Below are 12,523 nucleotides of genomic sequence, written 5' to 3'. Positions count from 1 at the left end.
CCCTCGATCTCGGTGAGCCGCCCCCACCGCCGCCGGATCTCCGCCGGCGACAGGTTCTCGGCGGGGGCCCCGAGGGCGTCGCCGGCCGCGAGGCCGAGCAGGCACCCCCGGGCCCCGTCCCGATGAGACATCACCGTTGGTACCGCTCCAGCACCTTGTTGCCCTCGTCGACGAGCCGCTTGGCCACCTCATCGATGGTGATCTTGTTGGCGTAGAACTCCTGCAGCACGGGCGTGGCGACCTTGTTCTTCCACTCGTCGAAGCCGTTCACCTTGAGGAACGGGGCGACGACGAGGTTCTTGGCGGAGGCGGTGGCCACGTCCCAGCCGTTGTCCTGGGTGGTCATCGCCGGGTCGGCGGCGGCCGACTGGGAGGTCGGCAGCAGCCAGTCGCCCTTGGCGAGCTTGGCCTGGTTGGGGCCGTTCAGGAAGAAGGCGATGAACTTCATGGCCTCGTCCGCATGCTTGCTGTCCTGCGCGATCGACAGCGTCTGCGAGACCGCCCCCTGCTGGGCCGTGGTGCCCTTGGGCCCGGGCAGCGTGACCCACTCGAACCCGTCGGGCGCCTGCTCGGCGACCTGCTGGCGGAGGAACACGCCGGCCGGCAGCATGGCGAACTTGCCCTTGTAGAAGGCCGGCAGCGGGTCCGCGGTGCCCTGGCCGAGCGCCGCCGGGTCGGCCGACTTGTCCTTGTAGAGCTGGTCGTGGATGCGCTGGAGCACCTCGCGCTCCTCGGGCCCGACCTTGACCGTGGTCTTGCCTTCGGCGGTCTGGAAGAACGTGCCGCCGTAGGTGAGCGCCAGGTTGAGGGTCTTGTTGACCGGCGACTTCATCGGCCAGGCCACGCCGAACGCGCCGTCCTTGGTCATCTTCTTGGCGGCCTCGGAGAACTCGTCCCACGTCCAGGGGTTGTCCGCGGTGGGGACGCGGACCTTGGAGGCCTCGAGGAGCTTCTTGTTGGCGATGATGACCTGCGACTCCTGCAGGAACGGTACGCCGTAGATCCCCTGCTCGCCCTTGCCGCCGTCGAAGGTGACGGTGTCCCAGGCGGCCTGCGGGATGTCGCTCTTCAGCTCGGCGGGGAGCTTGTCCTTCAGATCCAGCAGGTAGCCGTCGGTGGCGAAGCCGGACAGCGCGGGCGAGTCGTTGTGGATGACGTCGGGCGCGGTGCCGCCGGTGAACTGGGTGACCAGCTGGTCGTTGACGTTGTCCCAGCTGCCCTGGACGTAGGTGACCTGGATGTTCGGGTTGGCCTTGTTCCATTCGTCCACGAGCTGCTTGTTCGCGGCGACGGATTCCTTCTGCCACGCCAGGCTGAGGAAATTGATCTTTACCGGCTCGCTGGGGGCGGAGGACGAGGATCCGCCGCCGCCTCCGCTGCCGCACGCGGCGGCGAGCGCGACGACCGCCGCGGCCGCCAGAGCGGACTTGATTCGCATGTGAGCCTCCTAGCCCTTGACGGCGCCGGCCATCAGGCCGGACTTCAATCGCCGCTGGATGATTGCGAAGAAGATCAGGCTCGGGATCGTCGCCATGAGCGACGCCGCGGCCAGCGGGCCGAGCCTGGCCACCCCCTCCGGGCCGGTGAACCTCACCAGCGTGAGCGGGAGCGTCATGACGTCGGGGTTCTGCAGGATGACGAGCGCGAACATGAACTCGTTCCAGGACGAGATGAACGCGAACAGCAGCGTGGCCACCACACCCGGCGCGAGCAGCGGCGCCACGACCTTGACGATCGAGCGCAGCCGGGTCGCGCCGTCCACGGCCGCGGCCTCCTCCAGCTCGGGCGGCACGGCGCGCACGTACCCCTGCAACATCCACAGCGCGAACGGCAACGTGAACGTCACGTGCACGACCACCAGGCCGGGCAGTGTGTTCACGAGCTCCAGGTCACGCAGGATCATGAAGAGCGGGATGATGATCAGGATGAACGGGAACACCTGGCTGACCAGCACCCACCCGATCGCGATCCGGTTGACCAGGCCGCGGTAGCGGGCCATGGCGTACGCGGCGGGCAGCGAGATCAGCACCGTGATCACGCTGCTGGCCAGCGCCACCCCCAGGCTGCGCACGGCCGCGCCGACGAGGTCCTGCTCGCCGAACGCGTCGGTGAAGTTGGCCAGCGTCGGCTCGCGCGGGATCCACGTCGGGTCGGCCAGCGCCATCTCCTGCGGCGTCTTCAACGCCGTGGACAGCAGCCAGACCAGCGGAAAGGCCAGGAAGACGATGTACGCGGCCAGCGCGGCGTACTGCGACGCGCGTCTCATCGGGTCTCCCTCATCTGGCGCCACAGATACAGGCCGAGCACCGCCAGCACGACGATCGCCATGGCGAGGCCCAGCATCGAGGCGTAGCCGGCGAACCTGTAACGGAACGCCTCCTCGTACGCGAACAACATCGGCAGCCGGGTCTGGCCGCCGGGCCCGCCTTGCGTGAGCACGTAGACCAGGCCGAACTGGTTGATGTTCCACACGAAGTCGAGCGAGGTGATCGCCACGATCACCGGACGCAGCTGCGGCAGCGTGATGTTCCAGAACCGCCGCCAGCGGCTCGCGCCGTCCACCTCGCCGGCCTCGTACAACTCCTTGGGGATGCCCTGCAGGCCGGCCAGCAGGACGACCGTGGTCTGCGGCATGCCGGTCCAGACGCCGACCACGATGATCGCGGGCAGCGCGAGCGAGAAGTCGGCCAGCCAGTTGATCTCCGTGCCGAGCAGGCTGTTCAAGATGCCCGCGTCGGGGTGGTAGACGAGCCGCCACATCAGGCCGATGACCACGGGCGGCATCGCCCACGGCACCACCGCCAGCACCCGGGCCACGCCCCTGAACCGCAGGTTCTCGTTGAGCAGCAACGCCAGTCCCAGCGCGGCCACGAACTGCAACACGGTCACCGAGACGGCCCAGATCATGCCGATGCGGAAGGAGGACCAGAAGTCGGCCGCGCTCAGCAGCTCGACGAGGTTCTCGAAGCCGACGAAGCTCGTCTCGTGGTTGCGGGTGTTGCGGGCGTCGGTGAACGCCAGGCCGATGCCGTACAGCAGCGGGCCCACGCTGAACAGCAGCACCGGCACCAGCGCGGGCAGCATGAGCAACCACATCTCGCGGGTCCTGCGGGAGATGCCCTTGGGCCGCGCGTGCGGGCGGCGCGGCCGCGCGGGCCTGGTCGCGGTCGCCGTCACGCCGGGCTCCCTTCCTCTTGGCGCGTGGAGGCGCGGATCACGAGGCGGGGCGGCACGGTGACCACCCTCGGCTCGCGGTCCCCGCCCTGCAGCCGGTCGAGCAGCAGCTCGGCGGCGGCCTTGCCACGCTCGGCCGACCCGAGCGAGACGCTGGTCAGCGACGGCCAGGAGGCCGCGGCCAGGTCGGTGTCGTCCATGCCGACCACCGCCACGTCGTCGGGCACCCGGCGACCCGCGGCCCGCAGCACGTCGAGCGCGCCCAGGGCGATCAGGTCGTTGGCGCACATCAGCGCGTCCACGTCGGGGACCCGGGCGAGGAGCTCTCCCACCGCGCGAGCCCCCTCCGCGCGGTAGAAGTCGCCGATCTGCACGAGGTCCTCGTCGTAGGGCAGGCCGAGGTCGCCGAGCGCCTCCCGGTACGCGGCCCCGCGAGCGGCGCCGGGCACCGTGTCGAGCGGGCCGTTGATCATGCCGATGCGGCGGCGGCCCAGCTCGTGCAGATGGTCGATGGCGAGTTTGACGCCCGTGCGCGAGTCGGCCCGTACGTTGTCCACCCGCGTGCCCTCCGGCACCGAGCCGATGATCACGACGGGAGCCCTCGCGGCGGCCAGCATCTCGAGGTGGGCCTCGGTGACCCGCAGCGGGCTCATGATCAGCCCGTCCACGTACCGTTCGCCCAGACTGTGCAGCACGTCGATCTCGTCGGCCACGACGGCGTCGGTGGAGTGCAGCACGAGCCGGTATCCGGCGGCCTTGAGCACCGGCTGGATCTCGCGCAACATCGCCAGGTAGGCGGGGTTGCCCACGTCGGCCATGGCGAAGGCCACCTGGTGGGTGCGGCGGGACTTGAGCGACCTGGCCACGGCGTTGCGCACGTAACCGAGCTCGTCGGCCGCAGCCATCACCTTGCGCACGGTGTCCTGCCTGGTCGGCAGGCCGTTCAGCACCCGCGAGACGGAGGCGATCGAGACACCGGCACGCTCGGCGATCGTGTTGATCGTGGGTCCGTCGGCCACGGGAGTCCTTCCATCGGTGTAAACGTTTACGAAGCCCCGCCCTGTAAACGTTTACGGTGTGGCCATATGAAATCTGCATGTAACTTGCAGGTCAAGTCACGATCACATAACACCAGGCCAGGGCCCAAGAGGCAAGGCGCGCACGTTCCCCTTGGGCGGCGGGGCGCTGGCGGTCGTTCATGCCATGCCCGCCGACCATGTGGCGACCGGCCGGGTGCGCGGCGCGGTGGAGGGAGCGCTGGAAGAGATCAGTCGCGGACCGGCACGGGGGTCGGAGCGGCGGGAGTGGAGTGGCGGAGCAGGGAGCGGATGGCGGGCATGCCGGCGAGTGTCACCACGGCGGCCAGCACCGCGGGGATGATCAGCGCGACCGGCAGCGACGACATCTCCGCCACGTACCCCAGCACGGCGGGCCCCAGCAGCAACCCCGTGTAGCCGAAGGCCGTCACCATGGCCAACGCCCGCCCGACCCGGCCGCCGGCCGCGCCCACCGCGCTGAACAGCACCGGCACCACGGTGGCGAGCCCCACCCCGGCCAGCGCCCACCCGGTCCACGCGCACGCCACCCGCAGCGCCTCGCCGGTCAGCGGCGCGACGAGGACGAGCACGTACCCGACGGTCGCGAACAGCCCGGCCAGCTGGATGGTGCGCACCGATCCGAGCCGGGCCCTGATCGGGTCCCCCAGCAGCCGCACGGTCGTCATGGCCACCGAGAAGATCGTGTAGGCCAGCGGCGCCGCGGCCGGGTCGGTCTCGAGCACCCACCGGGCGTGCAGCGCCGCCCAGTCGATGGCCGCCCCCTCGCTCAGGTGCCCGGCGAACGCGGCCAGTCCGAGCAGCGCGATCAGCCCCCATCCCAGCGAAGAGCCCTCCTGCCCGGCACCGGACTCGGACGAGGTCTGCTCGGGCGGGTCGGGCAGCAGCAGCCGCGCCGCGGGAACGTACAGGAACGGCACCACCACCGCCGCCACCACCAGCAGCATCTGGGCGTCGACGCCGGCCCGCAGGATCAGCGAGGTGAGCGCGCCTCCGGCGGCGCCGCCGAGGCTCCACGTCCCGTGGAAGGCCGAGATGATCGGCCGCCCGTAGCGGCGCTCGACCTCGACGGAGTGGGCGTTCATGGCGACCTCGGTCACCCCCAGCCCGATCCCGAACACGACCGCGAGCACCGCCAAGGCCCCGTACGAGGGCGCGAGCGCCGGACCGAGCAGCACCAGGCCGGAGAGGGGCCCGGCGATCCAGCACACCCGCCGGCTCGACCACCGGTCCACCAGCGGCCCGGCCGCCAGCATCGACGCCAGCGCCCCGCCCGAGATCAGCAGCAGCACGCTGCCCAGCCGGGCAGGACCGAGGTCGAGCCGGTCGTTCAACGACGGCAACCCGGCCGCCCACAGACCCATCACGAGACCGGCAAGGAAGAAGAATCCGAAAACTCCGACACGGGCGCGTCTGGCATCAATGAGGCTTTTGTTCACGGCTAGAGCATAAACTGTGTTCCGTGAATGGAGCTACGACCAGTGGCGAACTCCGGTCGCACAACCGGGTCCGGCTGCTGCGTGCCGTGCACGACTGCGGCGCCGCCCGCACCCGGTCACAGCTGACCCGCGACCTGCGGCTGGCGCGAGGGACGGCGTCCGTGCTCGTCGCGGGACTGGTGGCGGACGAGCTGCTGCACGAGGAGCCCGCCCCCGAGCACGCGCGGGGCCGGCCCACGCAGGTTCCGGGACCCCACCCCCGCGGCCCGGTCGCCCTGGCCGTGGACGTACGCGAGGACGCCTGGGAGCTGGCGGCTTGCGAGCTGGGCGGGCGCGTGACGGTCCTGGCCGTGCGCCCGCACGACGGAACGCCGGAGGACACGCTCGGCCCCCTGGGCGAGGCCGTCGCCGCCGAACGTGAGCGACTCGGGCACCGGGTGATCGGGGTCGGGGTGGCCCTCGCCGGCCCGGTCGGCCACGGCGGCCTGGTGGACATCGCCCACCTGAGCTGGCGCTCGGTCGACGTCCCGCACCTCCTCGGCCTGGCTCCACCGCTCGCCCACGGCACCCCCTCGACCGAGGCTGGGGACGGACGGGGCCCGGCGGGCGGCAGGATGCCGCTGGTCGTGGGTAACGACACCGCGTTCGCGGCGCTCGCCGAGGCGCGGCGGGGGCGGCTGCAAGGGGTGCGGGTCGGGCTGCACCTGCACGTGGACTTCGACCTGGGCGGTGTGCTGGTCGTGGACGGCAGGCCCTTGGGCGGGGCGAGCGGCACCGGGGCCGAGTTCGGGCACATGCCGCTCACCGGCGGCGACCGCCTCTGCATGTGCGGCGCGATCGGCTGCTGGGGCATGGACGTCGGCGCGAACGCCCTGCTGCGCCACGTCGGCCTGGCCTACGGCGGCGGCCGGGGCCGCGAGCAGGCCGAGCACGTGCTGGCCACGAGCCGGGAGGCGGTGGCCGCGAACGCGCGCGCCCTGGGCCGCGGCATCGCCGCCCTCGTCAACGCCCACGACCCCGAGGCGGTCACCCTGTCCGGCCACGGCGTCGAGCTGTTCGAGCGGGCCGGGGACGCCCTGATGGCGGCCTGCGAGCCGGGCCTGATGGCGATCCGCCGCGACCGGCCACCCCGCGTCGAGGGCTCGGCCCTGGGCTGGCGCGGCTCGCTCCTGGGCGCCATGGAGTCGGTCTTCGACGCCTTTCTCACTCCGGAGGGCCTCGACCAATGGCGCGCACACCACCCTGACCAGGGCCGCGACACGCCCGACGGGCGAAATGTGATGAATTCCACGTTGCCGGTGGAAAGCCCGCCATAACAGACTGCGCCCCCTGTCACTGAGCGATCTTGCCGAGGTGCGCCACGGGCCTGTACCCATGGAAGGGTCCGATGCGCGGAAGAATCATGACCTGAGGGACGAGACGCGTGAATCTTGAGCTCGCGCTCCGCATGACCGAGGCCGCTGTGAGGCAGGCGAACAGGGAGGGCGCGTCGATCTCCGTCGCGATCGTCGACGAGGGCGGAAATCTGGTGTCTTTCCAGCGTATGGACGGTGCGGAGATCTCGGGGCCGGTGCTCGCGCCGGGCAAGGCGTACACCTCGGTGGCCCTGCGCAGGGACACCGCCGACGTGGCCAGGCACATGGCCCGGGGCGGGGAGCTGGCGGGCCTGCCGGCGGAGCGATTTGTCGGCGTTGGAGGTGGCATCCCGCTGTGGGCGGACTACGGTGAGGGAGAACGCGTGGTCGGCGGCATAGGAGTCAGCGGAGGCACGGTCGCGCAGGACGTGGCGTGCGCCGAAGCGGCCGCGGTGGTGTGGCGGACACGGTGAGCGAGCGCTTTCCGCTACAAACACCGCTGGTATCCGCCATGATTAGCCACTGCACCACGGGTAACAGAATCCCGATCGTAAACTCCCCGAGGAGAGAACAGAGATGGCACTTCCCACTCTCACCCCCGAGCAGCGGCAGGCGGCTCTGGCGAAGGCCGCGGAGGCCCGCGCCGCCCGCACGGCCCTGCTGGCGAAGGTCAAGGCCGGCGAGCTGACGTTCTCGCAGCTGCTGGAGCGTGACGACGACATCGCGAAGAAGATCAAGGTGTCGCAGGCTCTGCGTGCCGTCAAGGGCGTCGGCCCGGCCAAGGCCACCGCGCTGATGGAGGAGGCGGGCGTCGACGAGAAGCGCCGCCTCGGCGGCCTGGGCGCCCAGCAGCGCAAGAAGCTGGTCGAGGCGCTCGGTTAAAACCCCGGGCGGCCAGGTCCGCGCGCGACGCCGCGCGGACCGGCCGGCACCCCTCGTCGACAGGCCAGGAGGGGCCGGAGAGCGGAGAGCCGCCCCCGCTCTCGTCCGGCGGGCCGAAAGCCGAGGGACCCCCACCCGAGCGACCTCCACCCGAGGGATCCCCACCCGAGGGGTCAGGAACGCAGGTAGGCCAGTACGGCCAGCACCCGGCGATGCTGGTCGCCGTCCTCCGCGTAGAGACCGAGCTTGTTGAAGATGCTCCTGATGTGCTTCTCCACGGCTCCGTCACTGATCACGAGCTGCCGCCCGATGGCCGGATTGGACTTCCCCTCGGCCATCAGCTCGAGCACCTCGCGCTCGCGCGGCGTCAGCTGCGCCAGGGGGTCGTCCCTGCGCCTGCGCACCATCAACTGGGACACCACCTGCGGATCGAACACGGTGCCGCCCGCGGCCACCCGCCGCAGGCCCTCCAGGAACTCCTCGACGTCCACGACCCGGTCCTTCAGCAGGTAGCCCACCGCGCCACGGGCGTCGGCGAGCAGGTCGTCGGCATAGGAGACCTCGACGTACTGCGACAGGATCAGCACGGGCGCGCCCGGCACCCTGCGCCGCGCCTCGACCGCCGCCCTGAGCCCCTCGTCGGTGAACGACGGCGGCATCCGCACGTCGACCACCGACACGTCGGGCTTGTGCTCGGCGATCGCCGCGACGAGGGCGTCGCCGTCCCCGACGGTCGCGACCACCTCGCAGCCGAACTCCTCCAGGAGCCTGACCAGGCCTTCCCTGATGAGAACCGCGTCATCGGCCACGACTACCCGCACGGCACCTCCGCCACGATCAGTGTCGGCCCGCCGTTCGGCGACTGGACGATCAGCTCCCCGTCCACCGCGCGGAGCCGGTCGGCCAGCCCGGCGAGCCCGTGTCCCTTGGCGACGGACGCGCCGCCGACCCCATCATCCCCGATCGTGAGCATGAGAACGTCGCCGATCCGCTGCAGTTGCACCGTGCAGACGGTGGCGCGGCTGTGTTTGGCCACGTTGGTGAGGGTCTCGGCGCAGACGAAATAGATGGCGTTCTCGACGGCGGCCTGGTAGCGCTCGACGGTCTGCACGTCCAGGTCGACGGGTACGGTGCAGCGCCCGGCCAGGGCGGCGAGCGCGGGCGCGAGCCCGCGGTCGGACAGGATGGGCGGGGCGATGCCGCGCGAGAGCGCCCGCAGCTCGTCGAGCGTCTCGCGGGTGGCGCTGATCGCGGACTTGATCGTGGCCTGCGCGGCCTCGGGGTCCTTGGCCAGCTGCCGCTGCGCCCTGGACAGCTCCATGGCCAGCGACACCAGCCGCTGCTGCGGCCCGTCGTGGATGTCGCGCTCCAGCTTGCGCAGCGCGTTGGCCTCGGCGGACACCGCGGCGGCGCGGCCCTCGGCCAGGTCGTCGATGCGCTCCTGCAGCTCGGCCACGCCGGTCAGCAGCGCCCGGCCGAGCCCGGCCCTGAGCAGCGCGGCTCCGCGCACCATGATCGGCATGAGCATCGCGAAGACCAGGCCGACGGAGAGGTAGAAGACGGAGTTGACGAGGTAGCCCTTGCCGAGGCCGAGCAGCTCGGGCAGCTCCGTGTCGTTGCCGGGGATCCGCATGAGGATGTATCCGTACACCGGCCAGGTCAGCCCGGCCAGGGGGATCGCCCAGAACACGACCGTGAGCACGAACGACAGGATCGCGAACGGGAAGTTCAGGATGCCGTGCAGCAGGTCGAGCCAGGACTGGCCGCTCGTCATCGGGTTGACCAGCCGGCGGAAGCGGCCCGCGCCGGGCGGGGCGGGCTTGTAGCGCGGCCGTACGGGGGGCCGCTTGAGCACGTCGGACAGCCAGCCGCGCTCCGCGTCCGCGAAGCCGCGGGCGACCAGCAGCGTGCCGGCGAGCAGCGGCACGCCGATCCACACGACCGCGGTGCCCACGCCCGCCGAGAAGCCGGCGATCATGAGGACGAAGCAGATGACGGCCGTGGGAAAGCCGACCAGCGTGTAGCGGGTGTCGAGGAGGACACGCCTCATCAGGGAGCGCATGACGTTCACGGTAGGGCTTCGCCACGAGGGTGACGAGAAGGCGGACCGGTGTGCGGGGGTAGGGCCAGCCCTACCCGCCCCGGTGGTGTGATCCGGCTGCTAGAGGGTGGCTCGCGTCACTGTGCCGCGGCGTCTCCGGCGGGAGCCTTGAGGCATGATCGAGGCCCCCCTGACCGTCCTGCTGGACCGCCCCGTGGCCGTGGCCGCGGAGCCGCGCGCCCAGGCGACCGCCGCGCCGCGGGACCCGTTCATCGACCTGCTGCGTGTGCTGGGCATGGCGCTCATCGTGTTCCAGCACTGGACGATCCCGGTGCTGTCCTATGACGGCGTCGGGCTGACCACCGGCAACGCGCTGGGGACGCCGGGCGTGTGGGTGGTGACGTGGCTCAGCCAGGTGATGCCGCTGGTGTTCTTCGCGGGCGGCGCGGCCAACGCGATCAGCTTCGGCCGTTCGGCCGCGGACGCCCCGCGGTGGCTGGCGGCGCGGTTGCGGCGGCTGGCCTGGCCGCTGCTGCCGCTGGCGGCCGTGTGGATCCCGCTCCCCCACGTGCTGCTCACCTTCGGGGTGCCCGAGCAGCCGCTGGAGGTGGGAGCGCGACTGACCGGCCAGCTGCTGTGGTTCCTCGCCGTCTACCTGATCGCCGTCATGGCCGTCCCGTACGCGCTGCGCCTGCACGAGCGGTACGGCTGGCGGGTGCCCGCGGCGCTGGCGGCCGGGGCGGTCGTGACGGACGTGGTGCGGTTCTCGGCCGGGTTCGAGGCCGTGGGTTACCTGAACGTCGTGTTCGTGTGGCTGGCCGTGCACCAGCTCGGCTTCTTCTACGCCGAGGGGCGGTTGCGGCGTCCCCGCTGTTCTTGGGCACTGTCGCTCGGCGGGTTCGGGGCGGCGGCGCTGCTGGTCGCGTACGGGCCGTACCCGGGGAGCATGATCGGGCTGCCGGGGGCCGAGGTGTCGAACATGGCGCCGCCCACGCTGGCCATGCTGGCCGTGGGCGCCGGGCAGGTCGGGCTGGCCGTGCTGCTGCGGCCGTGGCTGGTGCGGCTGCCCACGGGCCGGTTGCTGGCGTGGGCGGGGCCGCGGATCATGACGGTGTACCTGTGGCACATGCCGGCCCTGTTCGTGGTGACCGGCCTGGTGGTGGTGCTGGTGGGCATCGACACGCCGGCGCCGGGCAGTGCCTTCTGGTGGGCCGGGTGGCCGATCTGGTTCGGGCTGCTGTGCCTGGCCATGTGGCCGCTGACGAAAATGTTCGCCAGGTTCGAGACGCCACCCGCGCTGCCGTACGGCACCGCCGGGTGGGGCGGCACGCTCGCGGCGGCGACGCTGGTCGGCGGCGGGGTGCTGACCCTGACGGTGGGCGGGTTCGCGCCCGGCGGCGGGCCGTTCCTCGCGGTGCTGGCCGTGCTCGGCGGGCTCCTCATGACGGCGCCGCGGACCCAGGTGTAAACCAGACGGGTTCGACCACGGGGGAAACTTCGGCAGGATAGATACCGTGAGCCTTCTAGTTGACCTCCTGCCCGAAGAGATCGATGCCGATCCCGACGCCATCTTCGACGCGTTCGTCGCCTGGAACGCCGAGCGCGGGCTCACGCTCTATCCCGCCCAGGAGGAGGCGCTCATCGAGGTCGTCTCCGGCAGCAACCTGATCCTGGCCACGCCGACGGGCTCCGGCAAGTCGCTGGTCGCCGCGGGCGCCCACTTCACGGCGCTGACGCGGGACATGCGCACGTTCTACACCGCGCCGATCAAGGCGCTGGTGTCGGAGAAGTTCTTCGACCTGTGCGCGATCTTCGGCACGGAGAACGTCGGCATGATGACCGGCGACGCCAGCGTCAACCCGGGCGCCCCGATCATCTGCTGCACGGCCGAGATCCTGGCCAACGTGGCGCTGCGCGACGGCGCCGCCGCCGACATCGGCCAGGTCGTGATGGACGAGTTCCACTTCTACGCCGAGCCGGACCGCGGGTGGGCGTGGCAGGTGCCGCTGCTGGAGCTGCCCAACGTGCAGTTCATCCTGATGTCGGCCACGCTCGGCGACGTGTCGATGTTCGAGCGGGACCTGACCCGGCGCACCGGGCGGCCGACGTCGGTGGTCAAGCACGCCGAGCGGCCCGTTCCGCTGGTCTACTCCTACCGGATGACCCCGCTGCACGAGTCGCTGGAGGAGATGCTCAAGACCGGGCAGGCGCCGGTCTACGTCGTGCACTTCACGCAGGCCGCCGCCATGGAGCGGGCCCAGTCCCTGATGTCGATCAACATGGCGACGAAGGCCGAGAAAGAGGCGATCGCCGCGATGATCGGCGGCTTCCGCTTCACGACCAGGTTCGGTCGGGCGCTGTCGCGGCTGGTCCGCCACGGCATCGGCGTGCACCACGCCGGCATGTTGCCGAAATACCGGCGCCTGGTCGAGCGGCTGGCCCAGGCGGGCCTGCTGAAGGTCATCTGCGGCACGGACACGCTCGGGGTGGGTGTCAACGTGCCGATCAGGACGGTGTTGTTCACGGCGCTGTCCAAGTACGACGGCAACAAGGTGCGCCGGCTGCGCGCCCGCGAGT

At 71.2% G+C, this 12,523-nt stretch carries 13 protein-coding genes; 5 read left to right on the top strand and 8 right to left on the bottom strand.

Features of this window, described 5'->3' with window-relative positions:
* The 6 genes from ETD86_RS47185 to ETD86_RS47160 form a co-directional block, all read right to left on the bottom strand.
* Nucleotides 1-131, bottom strand: a 131-nt coding sequence (locus ETD86_RS47185; RefSeq protein ID WP_138673156.1) for an ADP-ribosylglycohydrolase family protein, incomplete at its 3' end; no start/stop codon positions are given.
* The gene (locus tag ETD86_RS47180) at nt 131-1,438 is read right to left on the bottom strand and encodes an ABC transporter substrate-binding protein (RefSeq protein WP_138673155.1); all 1,308 of its coding nucleotides are present in this window, start codon (nt 1,436-1,438) and stop codon (nt 131-133) included. The genes ETD86_RS47185 and ETD86_RS47180, both read right to left, overlap by 1 nt.
* A 9-nt stretch (nt 1,439-1,447) precedes the next feature.
* Nucleotides 1,448-2,266, bottom strand: coding sequence for a carbohydrate ABC transporter permease (locus ETD86_RS47175; RefSeq protein ID WP_138673154.1), 819 nt, complete (start codon nt 2,264-2,266; stop codon nt 1,448-1,450).
* Nucleotides 2,263-3,177, bottom strand: coding sequence for a carbohydrate ABC transporter permease (locus tag ETD86_RS47170; protein WP_138673153.1), 915 nt, complete (start codon nt 3,175-3,177; stop codon nt 2,263-2,265). Before ETD86_RS47170 ends, ETD86_RS47175 begins: the two co-directional genes overlap by 4 nt.
* A complete protein-coding gene (locus tag ETD86_RS47165) occupies nt 3,174-4,193 on the bottom strand; it encodes a LacI family DNA-binding transcriptional regulator (RefSeq protein WP_138673152.1) in 1,020 nt (339 codons plus the stop codon). The genes ETD86_RS47170 and ETD86_RS47165 overlap by 4 nt, the downstream gene beginning before the upstream one ends.
* A gap of 248 nt (nt 4,194-4,441) precedes the next feature.
* Complete coding sequence (locus ETD86_RS47160) at nt 4,442-5,668, bottom strand: MFS transporter (RefSeq protein WP_138673151.1); 1,227 nt, start codon at nt 5,666-5,668, stop codon at nt 4,442-4,444.
* Nucleotides 5,669-5,691: 23 nt separating this feature from the next.
* Between ETD86_RS47160 and ETD86_RS47155 the strand changes: the two genes are divergently transcribed.
* The 3 genes from ETD86_RS47155 (at nt 5,692) to mihF (ending at nt 7,905) form a co-directional block, all read left to right on the top strand.
* Nucleotides 5,692-6,984: an ROK family transcriptional regulator gene (locus tag ETD86_RS47155; protein WP_138673150.1), complete on the top strand. Its 1,293-nt coding sequence runs from the start codon at nt 5,692-5,694 to the stop codon at nt 6,982-6,984.
* Nucleotides 6,985-7,091: 107 nt separating this feature from the next.
* Nucleotides 7,092-7,496, top strand: coding sequence for a GlcG/HbpS family heme-binding protein (locus ETD86_RS47150; RefSeq protein WP_138673149.1), 405 nt, complete (start codon nt 7,092-7,094; stop codon nt 7,494-7,496).
* A 103-nt stretch (nt 7,497-7,599) separates the two neighbouring features.
* Nucleotides 7,600-7,905, top strand: coding sequence for an integration host factor, actinobacterial type (mihF, locus tag ETD86_RS47145; protein ID WP_020547234.1), 306 nt, complete (start codon nt 7,600-7,602; stop codon nt 7,903-7,905).
* 173 nt (nt 7,906-8,078) lie between these two features.
* Here the strand turns inward: mihF and ETD86_RS47140 are convergent, their stop codons facing one another.
* Nucleotides 8,079-8,726: a response regulator transcription factor gene (locus ETD86_RS47140; RefSeq protein WP_138673148.1), complete on the bottom strand. Its 648-nt coding sequence runs from the start codon at nt 8,724-8,726 to the stop codon at nt 8,079-8,081.
* Complete coding sequence (locus tag ETD86_RS47135; RefSeq protein WP_138673147.1) at nt 8,717-9,967, bottom strand: sensor histidine kinase; 1,251 nt, start codon at nt 9,965-9,967, stop codon at nt 8,717-8,719. Before ETD86_RS47135 ends, ETD86_RS47140 begins: the two co-directional genes overlap by 10 nt.
* A gap of 154 nt (nt 9,968-10,121) precedes the next feature.
* On the opposite strand from ETD86_RS47135, the gene ETD86_RS47130 reads away from it, so the two are divergent.
* Both ETD86_RS47130 and ETD86_RS47125 read left to right on the top strand, forming a co-directional pair.
* On the top strand, nt 10,122-11,414 hold the full coding sequence (locus ETD86_RS47130; protein WP_246149342.1) for an acyltransferase family protein: 1,293 nt from the start codon (nt 10,122-10,124) through the stop codon (nt 11,412-11,414).
* A gap of 37 nt (nt 11,415-11,451) precedes the next feature.
* Nucleotides 11,452-12,523: DEAD/DEAH box helicase (locus ETD86_RS47125; RefSeq protein ID WP_211370750.1), on the top strand; the 1,072-nt coding region annotated here is incomplete at its 3' end.

The sequence above is a fragment of the Nonomuraea turkmeniaca genome (genome assembly GCF_005889735.1).
GTDB classification, from domain to species: Bacteria; Actinomycetota; Actinomycetes; order Streptosporangiales; family Streptosporangiaceae; genus Nonomuraea; species Nonomuraea turkmeniaca.
Note: the sequence above shows the minus strand (reverse complement) of the source record. Positions and strands in the feature narration are given on the sequence as shown.

Bases quoted from the DNA above. Each gene is read 5' to 3' on its own strand.
- ETD86_RS47180 (WP_138673155.1), bottom strand. From the start codon at position 1,438: ATGCGAATCAAGTCCGCTCTGGCGGCCGCGGCGGTCGTCGCGCTCGCC.
- ETD86_RS47135 (WP_138673147.1), bottom strand. From the start codon at position 9,967: ATGCGCTCCCTGATGAGGCGTGTCCTCCTCGACACCCGCTACACGCTG.
- ETD86_RS47175 (WP_138673154.1), bottom strand. From the start codon at position 2,266: ATGAGACGCGCGTCGCAGTACGCCGCGCTGGCCGCGTACATCGTCTTC.
- ETD86_RS47130 (WP_246149342.1), top strand. From the start codon at position 10,122: ATGATCGAGGCCCCCCTGACCGTCCTGCTGGACCGCCCCGTGGCCGTG.
- mihF (WP_020547234.1), top strand. From the start codon at position 7,600: ATGGCACTTCCCACTCTCACCCCCGAGCAGCGGCAGGCGGCTCTGGCG.